Source organism: Micromonospora sp. NPDC050695, from assembly GCF_040654415.1.
Taxonomy (GTDB): Bacteria; Actinomycetota; Actinomycetes; order Mycobacteriales; family Micromonosporaceae; genus Micromonospora.
Map to the genome: position 1 here is coordinate 72,264 of NZ_JBFAHZ010000016.1, position 19,130 is coordinate 91,393.

Annotated in this window: 16 protein-coding genes and 2 pseudogenes; 4 read left to right on the plus strand and 14 right to left on the minus strand. The window is 73.6% G+C overall.

Going from position 1 to position 19,130, the window contains the following annotated elements:
- Window positions 1-14: 14 nt before the first annotated feature.
- The 4 genes from AB0H52_RS15265 to AB0H52_RS15280 form a co-directional block, all read right to left on the minus strand.
- On the minus strand, window positions 15-479 hold the full coding sequence (locus AB0H52_RS15265) for a DUF948 domain-containing protein (protein ID WP_192580099.1): 465 nt from the start codon (window positions 477-479) through the stop codon (window positions 15-17).
- Between the two features lie 151 nt (window positions 480-630).
- A complete protein-coding gene (locus AB0H52_RS15270) occupies window positions 631-1,308 on the minus strand; it encodes a hypothetical protein (RefSeq protein ID WP_151487822.1) in 678 nt (225 codons plus the stop codon).
- A 2,459-nt stretch (window positions 1,309-3,767) separates the two neighbouring features.
- Window positions 3,768-5,303, minus strand: coding sequence for a replication-associated recombination protein A (locus AB0H52_RS15275; protein WP_347403763.1), 1,536 nt, complete (start codon window positions 5,301-5,303; stop codon window positions 3,768-3,770).
- Window positions 5,304-5,377: 74 nt separating this feature from the next.
- Window positions 5,378-5,590: a hypothetical protein gene (locus AB0H52_RS15280; RefSeq protein WP_007458297.1), complete on the minus strand. Its 213-nt coding sequence runs from the start codon at window positions 5,588-5,590 to the stop codon at window positions 5,378-5,380.
- Window positions 5,591-5,717: 127 nt separating this feature from the next.
- On the opposite strand from AB0H52_RS15280, the gene AB0H52_RS15285 reads away from it, so the two are divergent.
- A complete protein-coding gene (locus AB0H52_RS15285; RefSeq protein ID WP_151493073.1) occupies window positions 5,718-6,458 on the plus strand; it encodes a GNAT family N-acetyltransferase in 741 nt (246 codons plus the stop codon).
- Between the two features lie 58 nt (window positions 6,459-6,516).
- Here AB0H52_RS15285 and AB0H52_RS15290 read toward each other — a convergent pair.
- The 5 genes and pseudogenes from AB0H52_RS15290 to AB0H52_RS15310 form a co-directional block, all read right to left on the minus strand.
- Window positions 6,517-7,740 (minus strand): annotated as a pseudogene (locus tag AB0H52_RS15290) (MFS transporter); the annotation flags it as partial.
- A 55-nt stretch (window positions 7,741-7,795) separates the two neighbouring features.
- Window positions 7,796-8,404 carry a helix-turn-helix domain-containing protein gene (locus AB0H52_RS15295; RefSeq protein ID WP_151493074.1) on the minus strand — a complete coding sequence of 203 codons (609 nt, stop codon included), beginning with the start codon at window positions 8,402-8,404 and terminating at the stop codon, window positions 7,796-7,798.
- A gap of 63 nt (window positions 8,405-8,467) precedes the next feature.
- Window positions 8,468-9,280, minus strand: a complete 813-nt coding sequence (locus tag AB0H52_RS15300; protein WP_357947951.1) for a sugar nucleotide-binding protein — start codon at window positions 9,278-9,280, stop codon at window positions 8,468-8,470.
- 104 nt (window positions 9,281-9,384) lie between these two features.
- Complete coding sequence (aspS, locus tag AB0H52_RS15305; protein WP_151493097.1) at window positions 9,385-11,190, minus strand: aspartate--tRNA ligase; 1,806 nt, start codon at window positions 11,188-11,190, stop codon at window positions 9,385-9,387.
- Between the two features lie 135 nt (window positions 11,191-11,325).
- Window positions 11,326-11,988 carry a hypothetical protein gene (locus tag AB0H52_RS15310; protein WP_151493096.1) on the minus strand — a complete coding sequence of 221 codons (663 nt, stop codon included), beginning with the start codon at window positions 11,986-11,988 and terminating at the stop codon, window positions 11,326-11,328.
- A gap of 309 nt (window positions 11,989-12,297) precedes the next feature.
- Between AB0H52_RS15310 and AB0H52_RS15315 the strand changes: the two genes are divergently transcribed.
- Both AB0H52_RS15315 and AB0H52_RS15320 read left to right on the plus strand, forming a co-directional pair.
- A complete protein-coding gene (locus AB0H52_RS15315; protein WP_357947954.1) occupies window positions 12,298-12,987 on the plus strand; it encodes a hypothetical protein in 690 nt (229 codons plus the stop codon).
- A 78-nt stretch (window positions 12,988-13,065) separates the two neighbouring features.
- Window positions 13,066-13,779, plus strand: a complete 714-nt coding sequence (locus AB0H52_RS15320) for a DUF998 domain-containing protein (RefSeq protein ID WP_151493094.1) — start codon at window positions 13,066-13,068, stop codon at window positions 13,777-13,779.
- Between the two features lie 63 nt (window positions 13,780-13,842).
- Here AB0H52_RS15320 and AB0H52_RS15325 read toward each other — a convergent pair whose 3' ends face one another.
- Window positions 13,843-14,889, minus strand: a complete 1,047-nt coding sequence (locus AB0H52_RS15325) for a S1 family peptidase (RefSeq protein ID WP_357947957.1) — start codon at window positions 14,887-14,889, stop codon at window positions 13,843-13,845.
- A gap of 301 nt (window positions 14,890-15,190) precedes the next feature.
- Entirely contained in the window at window positions 15,191-15,613 is a 423-nt protein-coding gene (locus AB0H52_RS15330) for a helix-turn-helix domain-containing protein (protein WP_151493423.1), read from the minus strand.
- A gap of 20 nt (window positions 15,614-15,633) precedes the next feature.
- On the opposite strand from AB0H52_RS15330, the pseudogene AB0H52_RS15335 reads away from it, so the two are divergent.
- Window positions 15,634-15,885 (plus strand): annotated as a pseudogene (locus tag AB0H52_RS15335) (PaaI family thioesterase); the annotation flags it as partial.
- A 122-nt stretch (window positions 15,886-16,007) separates the two neighbouring features.
- Here AB0H52_RS15335 and AB0H52_RS15340 read toward each other — a convergent pair.
- The 3 genes from AB0H52_RS15340 to AB0H52_RS15350 form a co-directional block, all read right to left on the minus strand.
- A complete protein-coding gene (locus tag AB0H52_RS15340; protein WP_151492091.1) occupies window positions 16,008-16,943 on the minus strand; it encodes an acyl-ACP desaturase in 936 nt (311 codons plus the stop codon).
- Window positions 16,944-17,020: 77 nt separating this feature from the next.
- Window positions 17,021-18,346 (minus strand): histidine--tRNA ligase, encoded by a 1,326-nt coding sequence (gene hisS, locus AB0H52_RS15345; protein WP_151492080.1) that lies wholly within the window; start codon window positions 18,344-18,346, stop codon window positions 17,021-17,023.
- A 71-nt stretch (window positions 18,347-18,417) separates the two neighbouring features.
- Entirely contained in the window at window positions 18,418-19,128 is a 711-nt protein-coding gene (locus AB0H52_RS15350; protein WP_151492081.1) for an MBL fold metallo-hydrolase, read from the minus strand.
- Window positions 19,129-19,130: the final 2 nt, after the last annotated feature.

Consider the following 19,130-nt stretch of genomic DNA (forward strand, 5'->3'; position numbering starts at 1 on the left):
GGTGCGCCGGCCGGTCAGCGGTTGCCGCGCCGGGCGGCCCGCCGCTGCTGCTTGATCGTGTCGCGCACCTCGCGCTCGGTCTCGGCGTGCCGGCGACCCGCGGCGGCCTTCCGCACGCCGTAGCCGAACGCGGCCACCTTCACCAGCGGGTTCGCGGCGGCGGCGGAGACCACGGTGGCCAGGTTGGCGACGTTCGCGGTGACGTTCTGCGCGTGGCTGGTCATCGTGTCGACCTTCGCCAGCTGGAGGTTCACACCGTCGAGCGAGGTCTGCACCTGCTCCAGCGCGACGTTGACGTTCTTCACCGTGGTGTTCACGTCGCCGAGCAGCGGCGCGGTCCGATCGTTGAGGTCGTTGATCATCCGCGTGGTGGCGTCCACCGTGTGCCGCAGCCGCAGGATGGGCAGCGTCAGGATGAGCACCAACACCGCGAACGCGCTCGCCGCGATCAGCGCCGCGATCGCCAAAATGTCGCCCACGCCTGTCCTCCTCAAGCAGAGTTCCCGCAGGACCCGACGTCCCCGGAACGCACAACGGTGCTACCCACAACAGACACGCCGGCCGTCGCCGGCCAGCGGCAGCGGGCGTGCCCGCCAGCCCCAGACCCTACCGTCCGTGATGGAAACCGGCTCAGGACGGTGAGGGTGTCAGGTCGCCCAGCGGGTCACCACTGACTGTCGGGAACGGATCCTCTCCGGTCAGTGACGGATCGGTGGTCGGCTGGGGCCTGGTCCGTTCGTCGTCGATCGCGTTGCGCACCTTCACCGACACCAACGAGCCGGCGCACTCCGCCGCAGCGGCCGACGCTTCGGGAGACGGCACGATCGCCGGTTCTCCGTCGACCGGCGGCGGGACGCAGGTCGGCTCGCGCACCCACAGGTCGAGGGTCAGCTCGTCACGGCGCCAGCACGTGTAACTGCCCTTCGTCTCCTGCTCCGGGCAGCGGGCCACCTTCCACGGCTGCCAACCGTCCTGGCGCAGCGCGTCCTCGTACACCTTCGTGGTCTCCGCCGGCGACTTCTCCGAGGTGACGGTGCGCTCGCGAAGCCGGCAGTCGAGCAGGCACCAGCGGCTGCCGCTGACGTCGTCGTCGGTCTTCGCGGCAGCCCAGGCCGGCACGTTGAGCTGGTCCAGGTTGTCGAAGACCGGGTCGCGGCTCAGCGTGCGAATGCCGAAGAAGAGCGGTACCGCACCGAGCAGCACGATGCTGACCAGCGCCAGCGCCACCGCCCGCAACCGCCGTCGCTCGCGCGACTGCCGACGCTGCTCGGACCGGGCACCGGTGGCGGGGCCGTCGTCGTCGCGGATGTCCTCGGCGGCCTGCCGCAGTGCGGGTCCGGCGGCCGGCTCGGGTCCCGGGCGGTCCACCGGCCCGGTCGGGGCGGGCACCGCGGCGGCGGCCCGGGCCACGCCGACCGGCTCTCCGGGGCGGCCGGGCGGTGGGACGGGCGCGACTCCGGTCGGTTCCGGGCGGCCGGGCTCGCGGTGCGGCGGCAGGGCGCGTCCGGCGGCACGGTCCGCCGGCGCGGGTCGAACGGCCGCGGCACCGCCACGGGCCACCGCGGGGTCACCTCCGGGCGGGCCGGTCCGATCTCCGGTTCCGGGCGGGGTCGCAGCGCCGGGCGGGCGGACGGCGGCGCGCGGACCGGGCGGCCCGTCGACGCGCGGACCGGGCGGCCCGTCGACGCGCGGACCGGGCGGCCCGTCCAGACCGGCGCCCGGTGGGACGGCAGCCCGCGCCGCGCCGTCGGGCCGCGCCGCGCCGCGGGCGGCGGGATCCGCGCCCGGGCCGGGTCGCGGAGGGCCGTCGGGGCCACGGTGGCCAGCGCCCGACACCGGCGCGTCACCGGGCGCCGGTCGGGCCCGGCCGGAACGGGCACCGCCCCGAGGCGGTGCGCCCGCAGCGGCGGGACCGCCGCTGGGCGCGGGTCGGCCACCACCGGCGGGACCGGTGTACGCGTCGTCGCGGTCACCCTCGCGGATGGGCCGCCCCGGGCCGGCCGGCCCGTCGGGGCCAGGCTCCGTCGGAGGGCGGCGGCGTCGGACGGTCGGGTCCGGAGCACCCCGTCGGGCGGTGGGTCGTTCGCCGGTGGTCGACGGGTAGGCCAGACCGCCGCTCGGTTGCTCCCCGGTGGGATCCGGCGCGTCGGGCCGCGCCGCCCGGCGGCCGGCGGGGGCGTCCGCGCCCGGGTCGGCCGGCGGTCGGACGGGTCGACGGCCGGGCCGCTCGGCGGCCGGGTCGGGCACGGCGAGCCGGCCAGACGGAAGGTCGGTGGGATCGCCCGTCGGTGGCATCGGGCGGCGGCCGGTGGGCTGCCCGCCGGGTGGCACGGCGGGAGTCCCGCCTCGCCGGTTGACCACCGGCAGGCCGGGGTCGGTGTGCGGCAGGCGTCCGGCCTGCCGCAGCCAGTCGGCCGGGCGCTCCGGGCGGTCCGCCCGGGGCTCACCACCGACCTGCGGACGCCGCTCCTGCTCGTCGGGGACGGCCCGGCGGCGCCCGGCGCGGTCGGCCGAGCCGACGGTGGGCGTGGCGCCGGTGTTGCCGCCGCGCGCGTCGGGCACCGGGGGCGCGTTGCCCGAACGAGGCACCACCGGCTCGGTGGGCTCGGCGGCACGGCGCCGGCCGGCGGCTGCCGGACGAGCCCGGGTGGCGGGGCCGGGACCTGCCGGCTCCGGCGCTCCGGGATCAACCGGGCCGGGGCGCCGTCGGGCGGTCCGGGGGTCGGCGTCGATGGCCGGGTCGGGTCGCAGGCCGTCGGAGACCGTCGGCACGGCACCGGCCGGTGGGGCGTCGAAGCGGGCCGGGCCGCGGGACGCGGGCGGCCCACCGGCGCGCGCCGGGTCGGTTGCCGGGCCGGCCACCCGCCCGCCGGCGGCCCGACCGCCGGCGGACACCGGACGGCCGGGCTCGGTCACTTCCGGGCCGGTCACACGACCGGCGGAGGCCCGACCTGCGGGCACCGGACGGCCCGGCTCGGTGGGCTCCGGGCCGGTCACACGACCGGCGGAGGCCCGACCTGCGGGCACCGAACGGCCCGGCTCGGTCGCTTCCGGGCCGGGACGGCCCGGTGGCACGGCATCCGGTCGGCGCAGCGGTGGCATGGCATCCGTCCGGCCGGCCGGAGCGGGGGCATCGAGGCGGCGGCCGGCCGCTGCGGGGGTGTCCGGGCGGCGTCCGGGCGGCATCGGCGCGCCGGCGGGCGGGCCGGGCGGAACCGCAGCGGGTCGACCTACGCCCGCCGGCCCACCGGGCGTCGGGCGGGCGCCGGGCGGGCCGGCCGGCTCACCGGCGGCCGGACGGGCAGCGGGGGGTGGGGCGGCAGCGCGGGCACCAGCCACCGGCGGCGCGCCCCGGCGCACCTGCTTGCCCGGGGCGGGCGCTGCGGGGGTGGGCGGTCGGTCATCCGGCCTGCGGGGCGGTGGCGGGGCCTCGCCCGGCCAGGGTCCGTCCACCGGGTGCCGACCGGTGGCGCCGTCCGGCTCACCCCTGCGTACGCCGGGCGGGGTGGGCGGCGTCGGTGCGTCCGGCGGGGGCGCCGAGGCGCCACCGCGCGGGGTGGCGGCCTCCGCGGCGACACCCTCGGGACCGAGCTCCGTGCGCTGCTGCTTGGCCGAGCGCAGGTCGTCGATCCAGCCGAACTCCTCGCCCGACACCGGCTCCTCCGGCTCGGCCTCGGCTCGGCCTCGACCCCAGCGGCGGCCCTTGGGGCGGGTATCGCGCCGCTCGTCCGGGCTCTCGTCCGGGCGGTCCGCACCACGCGATTTCACTATTGACCCTCTCCTGCGGCGTTCGTGCCGCTGTCCTGCATCGTGCCGGGACCACCCGTGCCCGTCGTCGGGCGACCGTTCTCGGCAGCAGGCGCCGGCGCGGTCTGCTCCGTTACGCGCTGGTCGGCCGCCGGGGCGTCCGTACGGGTGGCCGGGGCGGGCAGCCCGCGCACGATGCGGCGCAGCAGCGGCAGCCGGGTGGCCACCGACCGCTCCGCCCCGTGCGGGCTCGGCCGGTAGTAGTCGGTGCCCACGAGATCGTCGGGAACGTACTGCTGGGTGACCACGCCACGCTGGTCGTCGTGCGGGTAGCGGTAGCCGGTCCCGTGGCCCAGCCCGCGGGCACCGGCGTAGTGCGCGTCGCGCAGGCCGCGCGGCACCGAGCCACCCCGGCCGGCCCGTACGTCGGCGATGGCGGCGCCGATGGCGGTGGTGGCCGAGTTCGACTTCGGTGCGGTGGCCAGGTGGATCACCGCCTGGGCGAGGTTGAGCTGCGCCTCGGGCAGACCCACGTACTCGACCGCGTGTGCGGCGGCGGTGGCCACGCTCAACGCGCCGGGGTCGGCCATGCCCACGTCCTCGCTGGCGAAGATCACCAGTCGGCGGGCGATGAACCGGGCGTCCTCCCCGGCGACCAGCATCCGGGCCAGCCAGTGCACCGCGGCGTCCACGTCCGAGCCACGCATGCTCTTGATGAACGCGCTGACCACGTCGTAGTGGGCGTCGCCGTCACGGTCGTAGCGCACCGCCGCCACGTCGACGGCCTGTTCGGCGGTGGCGAGGTCGATCCGCCCGGTGCCGAGCGCCGTGGCGGAGGCGGCCGCCGCCTCCAGCGCCGTCAGCGCCTTGCGGACGTCACCGGCGGCGAGCCGGACCAGGTGGTCCTCGGCGTCGGTGGCCAGGGTGAGGGTGCCGCCGAGGCCGCGCTCGTCGGCGACCGCGCGGCGCAGCAGACCCCGCACCGCCTCGTCGTTCAGCGGTTGCAGGGTGAGCAGCACGCACCGCGACAGCAGCGGGGAGATGACCGAGAAGTACGGGTTCTCCGTGGTGGCCGCCAGCAACGTGACCGTGCGGTCCTCGACGGCGGCGAGCAGCGAATCCTGCTGCGTCTTGCTGAAGCGGTGCACCTCGTCGATGAACAGCACGGTCTGCGGGCCGCCCGAGCGGCGTTGGCGGCGGGCCGTCTCGATGACCGCCCGGACGTCCTTGACACCGGCGGAGAGCGCCGACATGGCGACGAACCGGCGGTCGGTGGCCGCGGCGACCAGGTGCGCGATGGTGGTCTTGCCGCTGCCCGGGGGTCCCCAGAGGATGACCGACATCGGCGCGCCGCCGGAGACCAGTTGCCGCAGCGGTGCCCCGGGGGCGAGCAGGTGGTCCTGACCGACCAACTCGTCGAGGGTCGCCGGACGCATCCGGACGGGCAGGGGCGAATCATCCGCTACCGGAGTGAACCCGTCGACACCGGCGGGACCGTCGGGCGCGTTACGCGGCCCGGCGGGGGCACCGAGGGAGAAGAGGGCGTCGGACTCCATCACGAAGACAGTACCGGGCCGGGCCCACGACGCCGGAATCGCGCCGCGGGCCCGCCACCGGTGATCGGTTCCGGTCAGCCACGGCCGGGGCGACGGCCCCGGTACCAGCGGCCGCCGCCACCGCCGCGCGGGCCGCTGCCCACGCCGGCCAGGTAGAGCGAGAGCAGGAGCAGGCCGATGAGCACGAGCGTGTTCCAGTTGAACAGGTCCGGCGCGCCGAAGTCGGTGTTGAGCAGGTCGAGCAGCAGGGCAAAGCCAAAGACGATGGCCGCGAGAATGGCGAGCATGTCGGTCCTCCGGTGGGGGTTCGCAGTAGGTCGGCGCGTGATGTACCCAATCGGTCGACTCGCCAATCTCCACCGTGGATCAGGGTGCCCGCGCGGTTTCTCCGGGCCGGCTTCTAGGCTGTCCGTCATGATCATCGACGACCAGGTGCTCCACGATCGGGCCGACATCCTGGCCGCCGCCGGCCACCACCCGTTCGCCCGGCACGCGCTCTGGCGCGACGCGCCGGCGCGCGGCTACCGACGCGACGGCGCGGTGCTCTGGTTGGTGCCGCCCGAGCGCGGGTCCGGCGCCGACGCGATCGGCCCCGCCGGGTCGGTGCTCGACCTCGTCGCCGCGCTGACCGCCGAGGGGGTGCTGGGGCGCGACTCCCGGCTGCACCTGCCCCGACTCGACTCCGCCCAGGTGGCCGACCGGCTGGCCGTGGCCGAGCACGTCGACTGGGACTTCCACTGGACCGTCGCGGCCCCGCCGCACCAGCCCGACGAGCAGCGGGTCGTCCGGCTCACCGAGGCCGACCACCCGGCGCTCGACGCGCTGATCGACGAGGCGTTCCCGAGCACCACGTCCCGGCCGGGCGACTCCCGGGTGGTCGACTGGTACGGCATCCGGGCCGGCGGTCGGCTGGTGGCGTGCGGCGCGGACCGCAGCCGGGGTGAGATCGGTTTTCTCGCCGGCCTGACCGTGGCTCCCGACCAGCGGGGACGCGGCCTGGGTGCCGCGCTGACCGCCGGCATGACCCGGGCGCTGCTGGCGCGGTTCGACACGGTCGGGCTCGGCGTCTACCCGGACAACGTCGGGGCGGTACGGCTCTACCGACGGCTCGGTTTCACCGACACCCACCACCTCACCTCGATCCGCCTCGCCTGAATGGTCAACGCTGCTCTGCCGGCACGGGAACCGCGGGCTCCGCGGTGACCCGGCGACCGGCGCGCCAGGCGGGCAGGTACAGCGGGGCGGCGACGGCCAGCACCACCGCGCCGACCACCATGGCCGTGGCCACGCTGGTCGCGGCGGCGAGCGCGGTCAGCACCACACTGCCGAGCGCGGCGGCCGGCTGCGCCATCATCGAGTTCAGCGACAGCACGCTGGTCCGGTACGGGCCGTCCACCTGACGGTGCAGCAGGCCACTGTGCAGCGGGTTCGACGCGCCGTGCACGGCGTAGCAGGCCAGGTACGCCACCAGCACTCCCACCGGCCCGGCGAACAGGCCCATCCCGACGACCGTCGCGCCCTGCAGGATGCGCAGCAGGGCCGCTCCCGGTGCGGCACCGGGCCAGCGCAGCAGCAGCGGGGTCAGCGCCGCGCCGGCGGCCGAGACGATCCAGGCGGCCGAGTTGGCCGGTCCGAGCAGCGCGGCGGCGCGTTCCGGGTCGCCGACCACCTCGGCGAGACGAACCGGCAGCAGCGACTCGAAGGTCACCATGCCGAAGCCCCAGAACAACTCCACCGCCACCAGGGCCAGCAGCACCCGGGAGCGGCGCAGCAGGCCGACGGCCTGGCCGATCATCCGGGGCGCCTGCGCCACCGAGGTCCGCAGCGCCGCGATCCCGGTGGCCGGCCGTTCCTCGACCAGGAGGACGAGCAGCGCGACCAGCGCGGCCGCCTGTGCGACGATCGCGACAAGCACCGGCACGGTGAGCGCGCTGGCCGGCCCGATCGGGCCGAGCGCCACCAGGCCACCACTGAGCAGCGCGCCGGCGCCGATGGCCCCGCCGACGACGGTGCCGGCGTACCCGAGGCCCTTCTCGTACTCGGCCTGCGGGTCGGCGGCCAGGGTCGCGTCGACGTACCAGGACTCCAGCGGGCCGCTGTCCAGCGCCCGGTAGACCCCCTGCACGGCATAGACCAGGACGAACAGCCAGAACGAGTCGGCCACCGCGAACAGCGACAGCGAGACGAGGTTGAGCGTCCCGGCCGCGATCAGCAGGGGGCGTCGGCCGAGGGCGTCGGCGAGGCCGCCGGTCGGCAACTCCAGGGCCAGCACCAGCAGCCCCTGCGCGGTGAAGGCCAGGCCGATCTGCGGCAGCGACAGGCCGCGCTCCTGCATCAGCAGGATCATCACCGGGATCATCAACCCCGTGGGCAGCCAGCGCAGGCCGTACAGCGTGAGATAACGACGTCGGACCTGGCGGACGGTCAGGGCGCTCACCGTGCCTCCTCTGCTCGCGACTGCGGGACTCGCAGAACCGGCTCACTCCTCGCGCTCACTGGTACTCCTCCCGTAGCGGGTAGGCGGCCATGAAGACCTGCACCGGGCGGGCCTCCGGATCGGCGGAGTCGACCGGATCGGCCTCGCGGTGGTAGCGCTCCAGCACCCGCCACAACTCGGTCTTCAGCTCCTCCAGCCGGGCCGGCGGGATGGTCAGGAAGATGTCACTCATGCCGAAGGCGTCCCGCCAGGCGGGGGACCATTCGTGCTGGGTGGCGAACCAGCGGTCGGCGGTGTCGACGAGAAGCCGCACCTGGTCGCCCTGGATCCACTCGATCGCGGCCCGGGCGTCCGGGTCGTCGTCGAAGTCGGTCGGTTCCCAGTTGGTGACGTCGTGCGCGGCCTGCCACCAGCGCTGGCGGCCACTGCCCCGCTCGGGGTCCTCGACGACGAGCCCGACCTCGGCGAGTTGGCGCAGGTGGTAGCTGGTCGCGCCGGTGTTGGTGCCGAGCATCTCCGCGAGCGTGGTGGCGGTGGCCGGGCCTTTCACCCGCAACGCCCCGACCAGTCGCATCCGCAGCGGGTGGGCCAGCACCCGCACCTGTCGCTTGTCGATCCGTACCTCGCGTGGCTCCGGTCGCGAAGCCACTCCGTCATCGGCCATGACATGCACACTATCTCTGCACACTTTCTATGCACAAGATTTCTGCATAGAAAGTGTGCAGTATCAGCCGCCGAGGACTTCGCGCACTCCCCGCAGCCGGGTGCGCAGCAGGCCGGCGGCGCGCGTGGAGTCCAGGCGCACGTCCAGAGGCCGCACCAGGCCGGTCTCCGCACTGGTGGTGGTCGTCAACCCGGCCGCGTCCAGGCCGTACCGCTCGGCGACCAGCAGGCCCAGCTCCGCCCGGCTGACCGCGTCGGGGCCGGCCACGTTGAGCAGACCGGCGTACGACGAGGCGACCAGCTCCAGCACGGCGTCGGCCAGGTCGGTGACGTCGATCGGGCAGCGCAGCTCGTCGGTGAACAGGGTGGCCCGGCCGGCGAGCGCGTCCCGACAGAGCTGGATCTGCTTACTGCCCTCCCCCACGATCAGGGAGGTGCGTACCAGGGCCGCACCGGGGTCGACCGCCCGGACGGCGGTCTCGGCCGCGGCCTTCGCGGCGCCGTACGCGTGCACCGGCGTGGGCGGCTCGTCATCGGCGTACGGCACCGGACGGCCGGCGTGCAGCGCGTCGCTGGACACGTGCACCAACCGGGCACCCGCCTCGGCGGCGGCGACCGCCACGTACGCGGCCCCGTCGGCGGTGACCGCCCAGTCCCGGTACCGGTAGGGGGTCCCGACCACGGCGTCCGGCCGCACCTCGGCGACCAGCGCGCGCACCGCGGCCCGGTCGGTCACGTCCAACCGCCGCGCGGGAACGCCCGGCACGGCGACCGCCCCGGAGTGGAAGGTCCCGACAACCGACCAGCCGGCGCTGACGCCCCGCCGGCAGACCTCCCGCCCGAGAAGCCCGCTACCCCCGACCACAAGAACGCGCATCCCCGCCCACTCCCCCGTCGCCGCCGCCGTTGATCATGAGGTTAACGAGCGACACGCCGCAGCGTGGGCCCGTCCACCTCATGATCAACGGCGCGAGAGGGGGGTTAGACCGGCTCTGCCACCGGGGCTGCGGGGCCGGCCGTTCCCGTGTGAGCCGTCGCGGCGGGCTTGGGCTTGGCGTCGATGCCGGCCTCGGTGCGCTGCTGGGCCGTGATCGGCGTCGGGGCGCCGGTCAGCGGGTCGAACCCACCCCGGGTCTTCGGGAACGCGATGACCTCGCGGATGGAGTCGGCGCCGGCGAGCAGCATGCAGACCCGGTCCCAGCCGAAGGCGATGCCGCCGTGCGGCGGGGCGCCGTACTTGAACGCCTCCAGCAGGAAGCCGAACTTGTCCTGCGCCTCCTCCGGGGTGATGCCAAGCAGGTCGAAGACCCGCTTCTGCACGTCACCGCGGTGGATACGGATCGAACCGCCGCCGATCTCGTTGCCGTTGCAGACGATGTCGTACGCGTACGCGAGGGCCCGGTCCGGCGCCTCCTCGAACCGGTCGACCCACTCGGCGTTCGGTGAGGTGAACGGGTGGTGCACGGCCGTCCAGCCGCCCTCGTCCGTGCGCTCGAACATCGGCGCGTCGACCACCCAGCAGAACGCCCAGGCGCTCTCGTCGATCAGGCCGGCCCGCTTGGCGATCTCGATGCGGGCGGCGCCCAGCAGCTCCTGCGCCTCCCGGGTGGTGGCGCTCGCGGCGAAGAAGACCGCGTCACCGGGCTTGGCGCCGACGGCGTCGGCGAGCCCGCCCAGGTGCTCGGCGGACAGGTTCTTCGCCACCGGACCGCGCGCCTCGCCGGTCTCGGCGTCCAGCACCACGTACGCCAGGCCCCGCGCGCCGCGTGCCTTCGCCCAGTCCTGCCAGCCGTCCAGCTCCTTGCGGCTCTGCGCCGCGCCGCCCGGCATGACCACCGCGCCGACGTAGCCGCCCGCGTCGATCGCGCCGGCGAAGACCCGGAACTCGGTGCCGCGCAGGTAGTCGGTCAGCTCGGTCAGCTCGACGCCGTAGCGCAGGTCCGGCTTGTCCGAGCCGTACCGGGCCATCGCGTCGTGCCAGGTGATCCGCGGGATCGGGCGGGTGATCTCGTGCCCGGCCAGGTCCTTCCAGAGCGCCGAGACGATCGCCTCGCCGAGGTCGATCACGTCGTCCTCGGTGACGAAGGACATCTCGATGTCGAGCTGGGTGAACTCCGGCTGCCGGTCGGCGCGGAAGTCCTCGTCGCGGTAGCAGCGGGCGATCTGGTAATACCGCTCCATGCCGCCGACCATCAGCAGCTGCTTGAACAGCTGCGGCGACTGCGGCAGCGCGTACCAGCTGCCGGGCTGCAGGCGCACCGGCACCAGGAAGTCGCGGGCGCCCTCGGGCGTCGACCGGGTCAGCGTCGGCGTCTCGATCTCCAGGAAGTCCCGCTCGTGCAGCACACCCCGGGCGAGCTGGCTGGCCCGCGAGCGCAGCCGCAGCGCGTTCGCCGGGCCACTGCGCCGCAGGTCCAGGTAGCGGTACTTGAGCCGGATGTCGTCGCCGGCCTCGACCTGGTCGTCCACCGGCAACGGCAGCGGGGCCGCCTCGGAGAGCACCTCCAGCTCGGCGACGGTCACCTCGACCTCACCGGTGGGCAGCTCCGGGTTCTCGTTGCCCTCCGGCCGGCGGGTCACCTCACCGACGACCTTCACGCAGAACTCGTTGCGCAGCGCGTGCGCGTCCTCCTCGCGGAACACCACCTGGACCACACCGGAGCCGTCGCGCAGGTCGACGAAGATGACGCCGCCGTGGTCACGCCGGCGGGCGACCCACCCGGCGAGCGTCACCGTCGAGCCGGCGTCCGTCGCGCGCAAGCTGCCGGCGTCATGGGTACGGATCACGACGTACGTCTCCTCATCTGCGGTGCGGTCTGCCTCCGCATTCTGTCAGGAGTGCCGGAAACGATCCGCGCCACCCCGTCGACCCGGCCGGTCGGGCCGGACGGTTCGACGGGTGGCGCGGTCGGCCGGTGGGCATCAGTCCTCGGGAATGTTCCAGGCCGTGACCCGGATGACGGTCGTCCGGTCGTTGTTGATGGCGACGACCTCCAGCAGCACCATCCGCCACCTGTCCCGCTGTTCACGCGCCGCGGCGTAGTTGGTCCTGATGCAGAGCCAGGAGCCCTTCCGAAGTGGCACCTCGGCCTCGGCGGCGACCGGAGCGGAGCGGATCGCGTTGTTGCACTCGGCGGGCTTCATTCCCGCCGTCGCTGCTTCACTGCCCTCCACGCCGTTGGCCATCCTGATGAAGGGAGCACCCGGACAGCCCGCGTTGAGGGCCAGGTCCGAGGTGTTCGCTCCCACGTTGGCCCGTGGTTCGTCGAGGTCCACCTCCATCTCCTTGAAGCAGTCCGTGGGCTTCAAGGTCAGGCTCTGGTTCTCGTACTTGGGCTCGTACACGGTCTGCTCGCTGAGTTCCGGTGGTGTCCCCGGCGAGCGCGGCGGTTCCTCCGTCGCGGTGGGCGTCTGCGGGGGGTCGGCCGCTCCGGGCGTACTGGACGGAAGAGTGCCGGGCCCGGTGCTGGTCGAGCCGGCCGGTTGCCGGGCGGAGGCGATGTCGCGGGCGGTCTGCGCCTGGTCCAGCGCCCGCCACGAGAGGGCGGCGGAGCCGAGCGCCACCAGCAGCGCCAGGGCTGCCACGGCGATCACCACGAGGCCGAGCGGGCTGCGGCTCGCGGCGGGCGGGGCCGGTGGACGGGGAGGGTCACCAGCGCCCGCGAAGGGTGGCGGCACCTCGCCGCCGTGCGGTGGTGGCGGATCAATCGGAGCGGGTTCGGGCTTTTCTGGCCGCGGATCGGGTTGGCTCACCGCAAAACCCCCTGCATCGGCAGAAGTCAACGTCGGATGGGGAGTGAATTCGTTCTTCGGTCCGGAATCGGCACGCTATCAGGAACTCGCCAGCACTCGCGGCAGAGTATTCTTCGCCGACGCGATGTGATCGGAGGGTAGATGCCGGACATGCAGGATTCCACCGAATCACCGACGTCAACGCCGGGATCCGGCTACCGCGTCGCGCGGGCGATTCTGATCCTGACGGGGATCGCGGTGGTCATAGCGGCCACGGCCCTGGCACGGGACTACTTCGGCTGGGGGTCCGGGGGCGGGACGCCGGCGGCCACGGTGACGACGAGCGCCGGCCCGGCCCGGTCTCCTCTCACCAATCCCGAGCCGGGCACGCCACCGGCCAATGGCGGATCCTCGCCGGTCCGACTGGACACCCTGGCCGTCGAGGCCGGTGCGGCGAATCTCGGAAAGCTTCCCCGTCAACTGGCCGGTCAGCCCGAGTACGACCGTCCGATCGTCATTGGCTGCCCGACGAATTCCGGTGCGGACAAGCAGCGCGACGTCACATTCCGAGTGCAACGCCGATACCTTGATCTGACGTCCACCGTACGGCCGTTCTTTTCCTCGCCGGACGACCGCGACGGCGTCGTCTTCGTCTCCGCGCAGGTGGCGATCCGCCAGAAGGACGGGACGGTGACCCGGGTGACGCGGGGGCAGCAGTTCGAGGCACGCATGGACAGCCCACAGGACCTCGTGGCGGACATCGAGGGGGCGGACGAGTTGACGCTGCGGGTCGAGTGCCAGTATCCGGGCGGCTCGGTCATCCTCACCGCCGCCACGGTCAGCGCGGGCTGATCGCAGGGCAAGGCGCGCGGCCCGGCCGGTCGGGGCGAATCCGATTCAACCGGCTGTCTCGCCGGTTAACGTGGCGAAATGCGCGCCGTACCGAACTGGGCCGTCGCCACGGCGGCGGCCGCACCCGTGCTGCTGGTGGCCGGTTCGACGGTTGCGCAGGCGCGGCAGCCCGCCGGGTACGACCCGATCCGGGACACCATCAGCGAGCTGGCCGGGCAGGACGCCACCGACGCCTGGATCATGGTCGGGGCCCTGGTGCTGCTCGGCTGCTGCTATCTCTCGGTGGCCGCCGTACTGCACGCGGCCGGGCTGCCCAGCCGGTTCCTGCTCGCGGTCGGTGGCGTGGCCACCATCGCGCTGGTCGCCTTTCCCCGCCCGCCGGTTGGTGGTTCGCTCAGCCACGGCATCGCGGCGACGGTGGCCGTCCTCGCCCTGGCGTTGTGGCCGGCCGGCTCGGCGCTGCGGCTGCCACGCGGTCCGGACGCCGCACACCCGAGGCTCGCGCGGCCGCCGTGGGCGTTCCGCCGGTCCGTGGGGTTGAGCGCCACGGTGCTGCTGCTGGCCCTCTTCGGCTGGTGCGCCTTCGAGGTGACCAGCGGATCCCGCACGGGGTTGGCCGAGCGGGTGACGGCGGTGGCGGTGTCACTCTGGCCGCTGCTCGCGGTCCTGTCCGCCCGGCGGGCGCACCTGGCGTGGGCCACCGGTGGCGCCACCTCCGTCGGTCCCGCTCTGCCGGGTGTCGTACCCCCGGATCCCCTGCGACCAGCGCAGGGGCCGGATCGCCTCGCGTGAGGCGGGCCGCACGCGCGACGCGGGCCGCCGGAGTGTTCCGGCGGCCCGCGTGCGGTGCGTCGATCAGAAGACGCTGACGCCGTAGACGCTCAGCGCCTCGGTGACCGGCTGGAAGTACGTCGTGCCACCGGTGCGGCAGTTGCCGCTACCACCGGAGGTCATGCCGAGTGCGGTGCTGCCGGCGAACAGCGAGCCGCCGCTGTCGCCCGGCTCGGCGCAGACGTTGGTGCGGATGAGGCCGGAGACCGAGCCCTCGGCGTAGTTGACCGTGGCGTTGGTCGCGTTGACCGAGCCACTGCGCAGGCCGGTGGTGCTGCCGGAGCGCTGCACGGACTGGCCGACCGAGGCGTTGCCGGCACCGGTGATGTCCCGGTAGCTGCCGTTGTAGAGGTAGACGTTGCCGGCGGCGTTGGCCGAGTTGCTGTGCCGCACGATGCCGTAGTCGTTGCCCGGGAAGCTGGTGCCGGCACGGGTGCCGAGCAGCGAGGTCTGGGCGGAGTTCGAGTACCAGCTCGACGAGATGTTGGTGCAGTGCCCGGCGGTCACGAAGTAGTAGGTGCTGCCGCTGCGCACGTTGAAGCCGAGCGAGCAGCGCCCGCCGCCGCCGGCGTAGATGGCCTGGCCACCGGAGATGCGGGTGCTCAGCACGCCGGCCTCGGCCTCGACCCGGACCGCGCCGTTGGCCCGCGCGGCGGCGGCCTTGACCCGCTCCAGCTTGGCGCCGGTGACGGTGCTGTCGACGGAGACGACGACCTGGTTGGTGACCGGGTCGCTCCACCAGGCGGTGCCCGGAATCTTGGCGGAACGCTCCAGCTCGGCGGTCGCCCGGTTGAGCTCGGCGGCGCCGCGGGTGACGTACCGGACGGTGGCGCCGGCGTTGCTGGCCTTACGGGCGGCGGCCGCGTCGGTCACGGTGACGACGGATGTGCCGCTGGCGTCGATGTACGAGCCGGCGGACCGGTCGCCGAGCTCAGCGGAGAGGGCGGCGGCGGCGTCGGGCGACGCGGCGGGGGCGGCCTGGGCGGGTGCGCCGATGAGCGTGCCGACGACCAGACCTCCGGTCACGGCGACGGTGGCCGCAACGCGGAACGTGGACCTCGTGGGTCGCATGTAACAAACCTCCTGGGCGGGGGAGACGGGTCTGGCCGGGGGTGGCTGACCCGAGGGCAACCCGGCCGATCTGGGGAAACCGGCCGAATGAACTGAAGTATTCACATGCTTAAGATCATTGACAAGACTTGGATTCGCCCGGATTCACCGATCTTCACCGGTCACATCGCCGCAACACCGTTGACACGCCTGCCGACACCAGCCGTCACACCGAACCGTCGCCATATGCGTTTCGGACACGCACGGCCGTCGATGTCTGCGGTGAGGGTCGCGCGGACGCGCGGACGCGCGGGTGACCGACTCAGGGGGTACGACGGTGCGCGCCGGGGCCTGGACGGGGCAGCACGTCGCGGGGCTCGGCGACCTCATGCCCGTCGGCGCAGCGCAGCTCGACGCGCACCTCCGCGCCACAGTCACGGTGCCCCACGCTCAACGGAGAGCCCTCCGGGTCGGCGAGGTACCGGTCACCCCACCCGAGCACGGCGACCAGCACCGGCCACAGGTCCAGGCCCTTCTCGGTCAGCCGGTACTCGTGGCGCAGCCGACTACCCGGCTCCCGGTAGGGCTCGCGACGTAGCACACCCTGCTCGACGAGAGCGGCCAGCCGGTTGGTCAGCACCTGACGGGGGATGCCGGTACGCACCCGCATGTCGTCGAAGCGCCGTACGCCGTTGAACACCTCGCGGAGCACCACCAGCGTCCACCGCTCGCCGAGGATCGCCATCGCTCGCGCGATGGTGCAGTTCGACGCTGCTGGACACCGCCGCCGGCTGCGCCGTGCACACCACGCTGCCCGCCGGCGTCGGCTACACGTCGCTGGACCTGAACGTGAAGTTCCTCCGCCCGGTCACCGTGGACAGCGGCGTCCTGCGCTGCGAGGGCACCGTGCTGCAGAGCGGCCGCCGCACCGCCCTGGCCGAAGCCCGCCTGACCGACGCGACCAACCGCCTGATAGCCCACGCCACAAGCACCTGCCTCCTGTTTCCCCTCCCCTAACCCCGACCCGACCCCGACCCACACCCACGGGGTTGATCATGAGGTTGACGGGCGATTCGATGATCGAACGACCCGTCAACCTCATGATCAACGAGGACAGGGTGGGGTGGGGGCAGCGGTGGTTAGCGGAGGGCTAGGCGGGCTGCTCTCGCGTCGCGCTTCTCCTCGAAGCGGCGGGCTGCGCTCTCCAGGCTCTCCAGCTGGGTGGCCAGCTGTTCGCGGGCGAGTTCGCCGTCGGCGTTCAGGCCGGTCACGTTGAACACGTCCCACTGGCGCAGCACCGGCTGGAGCACCTCGTCGCGGTGCTGGCGCAGGTCGTAGATGCCGGCCAGGGCGATCGCCACCGACTTGCGGGCGAAGCCGTCGATGCCGTTGCCCGGCATCTGGAAGTCGGCCACCACGTCGGCGACGGCCCGCATGGCCTGGCTCGGGGCCAGCTCGAAGGCGGCGGCGAGCAGATTGCGGTAGAAGACCATGTGCAGGTTCTCGTCGGCGGCGACGCGGGCCAGCAGCGCCTCGCAGACCGGGTCGCCGGTGGCCTTGCCGGTGTTGCGGTGCGAGATCCGGGTGGCCAGCTCCTGGAACGAGACGTACGCCAGCGAGTGCAGCACCTCGTCGCCGTGGGCGTTGGTGTAGCCCTCCGACATGTGTGTCATCCGGGCGCGCTCCAACGCCACCGGGTCGACCGCCCGGCTGACCGTCAGGTAGTCGCGGATCGCGACACCGTGCCGGCCCTCCTCCGCGGTCCACCGGTGCACCCACGTGCCCCAGGCGCCGTCGCGGCCGAACAGGGTGGCGATCTCGTGGTGGTACGAGGGCAGGTTGTCCTCGGTGAGCAGGTTGACGATCAGCGCGGTACGGGCGACGTCGGGGATGGTGGAGTCGGTCGGCGACCACGCCTCGCCGCCGAGCGGCCCGTCGAAGGTGCGGCCCTCGCTCCACGGCACATACTCGTGCGGGAACCACTCCTTGGCCAGCGAGAGGTGGCGGTCCAGGTTGCGGGCGACCACCGGCTCCAACTCGACGAGCAGGGCGGTCTGGCTCAGCGTGGTGCTCATGGTCACGAGAAACTCCCTACGGTGGCGTAACTTACGCAACCGTAGGTCCCCGCGGCCGTACGCGCCAGTAGTGACGCTCAGCTGACCGTCGGCGTGAGGTCCTCCCGCGGCGGCATCCACTCCCCCGCAGCGGCCGTGACCTGCTCTCCGGACCGGATGTCCTTCACCTCGTCGGCCGCGCCGTCGGCACCCGGGAACCACACGTACGGGATGCCCCGTCGCTCCGCGTAGCGGATCTGCTTGCCGAACTTCGCCGCGCTGGGCGACACCTCGGTCGGCACTCCGCGACGTCGCAGCGCCTCGGCCACCCGGTTGCTGGCGCCACGGTGCTCCTCGTCGGTCACCGCGACCAGCACGGCGGTGGGCACCGAACGGGAGACCGACAACTCGCCCGCGCCGAAGAGCAGGCCGAGCAGCCGGGTCACGCCGATCGAGATCCCCACTCCGGGGTACGAGGTGGTGCCGGCGCTGGCCAGGTTGTCGTACCGGCCGCCGGAGCAGATCGACCCGAACCGCTCGTAACCGCGCAGCTGGGTCTCGTAGACGGTGCCGGTGTAGTAATCCAGGCCGCGGGCGATGCGCAGGTCCGCCACGCACAGGCCGGGCGAGTGCTCGGTGGCGGTCTCCACCACCCGGACCAGCTCGTCGATGCCCTCGTCGAGCAGCGGGTCGGTGACCCCCAGCGCGCGTACGGCGTCGGCGAACGAGGCGTCCGGCGCGGAGATCTCGGCCAGCGCCAGGCACGCCTTGGCCTGCGCCTCGCTCGCCCCGGCGGTCTGGGCCAGCAACTCGGCCACCTTCGCCGGACCGATCTTGTCGAGCTTGTCCACGGCCCGCAGCGCCGCCTCCGGGTCGGTCAACCCGATGCCCCGGTAGAACCCCTCGCAGATCTTGCGGTTGTTGACCTGGATCGTCACCGGCGGGATCGGCAGCGAGCGCAGCGCGTCGCCGATGACCAGCGGCATCTCCGCCTCGTGGTGCGGAGCCAGGGTGTCCCGGTCGACGATGTCGATGTCGGCCTGGACGAACTCCCGGTAGCGCCCCTCCTGCGGCCGCTCCCCCCGCCACACCTTCTGGATCTGGTAGCGCCGGAACGGAAAGGCCAGCTTGCCGGCGTTCTCCAGCACGTACCGGGCGAACGGCACGGTCAGGTCGAAGTGCAGGCCCAGCTGGTCGTCGCCGGCACTGTCGGCGTCGGCGTGCAGCCGCCGGATCACGTAGACCTCCTTCGAGGTCTCCCCCTTGCGCAGGAGCTGGTCGAGGGGCTCCACCGCGCGGGTCTCCAGCGGGGCGAAGCCGTACAGCTCGAAGGTGGCCCGGATCTTGTCGAGCACGTACTGCTCGACCATCCGTTGGCCGGGGGTCCACTCCGGGAAACCGGAGATGGGCGTGGGCTTGCTCATCGTCGTACTCCTTGCGGTCCCGCGCCCGCGGCGCGGTGGTGTCGTGGGTCCGCGCGCGGCGCGGACAAGAACTAGAGGCCCCGGGTGGGCGCGGCCGGTGACGTGCCGGCCACCTCGACGAGGTACGGGTTGCTGGCGCGCTCGCGGCCGATGGTGGTGCTGGGGCCGTGGCCGGGCAGGACGACGGTGTCGTCGGCCAGCGGGAGGATCTTGTCGCGCAGGCTGGTGAGCATGGCCGGCATGCTCCCGCCCGGCAGGTCGGTGCGGCCGATCGACCCGGCGAAGAGCACGTCGCCGGAGAGGCAGATCTCGTCGGCCTCCCAGCCCGAGTCGGCACCGGGCAGCCGGAACAGCACCGACCCGCCGGTATGGCCCGGGGCATGGTCGACGGCGATCTCCAGGCCGGCGAGGGTGAGGGTGGCGCCGTCGGTCAGCTCCGCCACGTCCTCCGGCTCGGTGTAGCTCAACCGGCCGCCGAAGAGCGACGTCAGGTCGGTGGACAGGCCCTTGGCGGGGTCGGCCAGCATCTCCCGGTCGCCGGGGTGGACGTACGCGGTGATGCCGCGCGCACCGCAGACCGGCGCGACCGAGAAGGTGTGGTCGAGGTGCCCGTGGGTCAGCAGCACGGCGGCCGGATGCAGGCGGTGCTCGGCGAGCAACGCGTCGAGCTGGTCGAGCACCCCGATGCCGGGGTCGACCACCACGCACTGCTCCCCCGGCGCGGTCGCCACCACGTAGCAGTTGGTGCCGAACGCGTCGGCGGGAAAGCCGGCCACGAGCACGG

Coding starts and splice junctions, on each gene's coding strand:
- AB0H52_RS15285 (WP_151493073.1), top strand. CDS start 5,718: ATGATCATCGACGACCAGGTGCTCCACGATCGGGCCGACATCCTGGCC.
- AB0H52_RS15340 (WP_151492091.1), bottom strand. CDS start 16,943: ATGAGCACCACGCTGAGCCAGACCGCCCTGCTCGTCGAGTTGGAGCCG.
- AB0H52_RS15325 (WP_357947957.1), bottom strand. CDS start 14,889: ATGCGACCCACGAGGTCCACGTTCCGCGTTGCGGCCACCGTCGCCGTG.
- AB0H52_RS15330 (WP_151493423.1), bottom strand. CDS start 15,613: ATGGCGATCCTCGGCGAGCGGTGGACGCTGGTGGTGCTCCGCGAGGTG.
- AB0H52_RS15300 (WP_357947951.1), bottom strand. CDS start 9,280: ATGCGCGTTCTTGTGGTCGGGGGTAGCGGGCTTCTCGGGCGGGAGGTC.
- AB0H52_RS15320 (WP_151493094.1), top strand. CDS start 13,066: ATGCGCGCCGTACCGAACTGGGCCGTCGCCACGGCGGCGGCCGCACCC.
- hisS (WP_151492080.1), bottom strand. CDS start 18,346: ATGAGCAAGCCCACGCCCATCTCCGGTTTCCCGGAGTGGACCCCCGGC.
- AB0H52_RS15280 (WP_007458297.1), bottom strand. CDS start 5,590: ATGCTCGCCATTCTCGCGGCCATCGTCTTTGGCTTTGCCCTGCTGCTC.
- AB0H52_RS15295 (WP_151493074.1), bottom strand. CDS start 8,404: ATGGCCGATGACGGAGTGGCTTCGCGACCGGAGCCACGCGAGGTACGG.
- AB0H52_RS15315 (WP_357947954.1), top strand. CDS start 12,298: ATGCCGGACATGCAGGATTCCACCGAATCACCGACGTCAACGCCGGGA.
- AB0H52_RS15275 (WP_347403763.1), bottom strand. CDS start 5,303: ATGGAGTCCGACGCCCTCTTCTCCCTCGGTGCCCCCGCCGGGCCGCGT.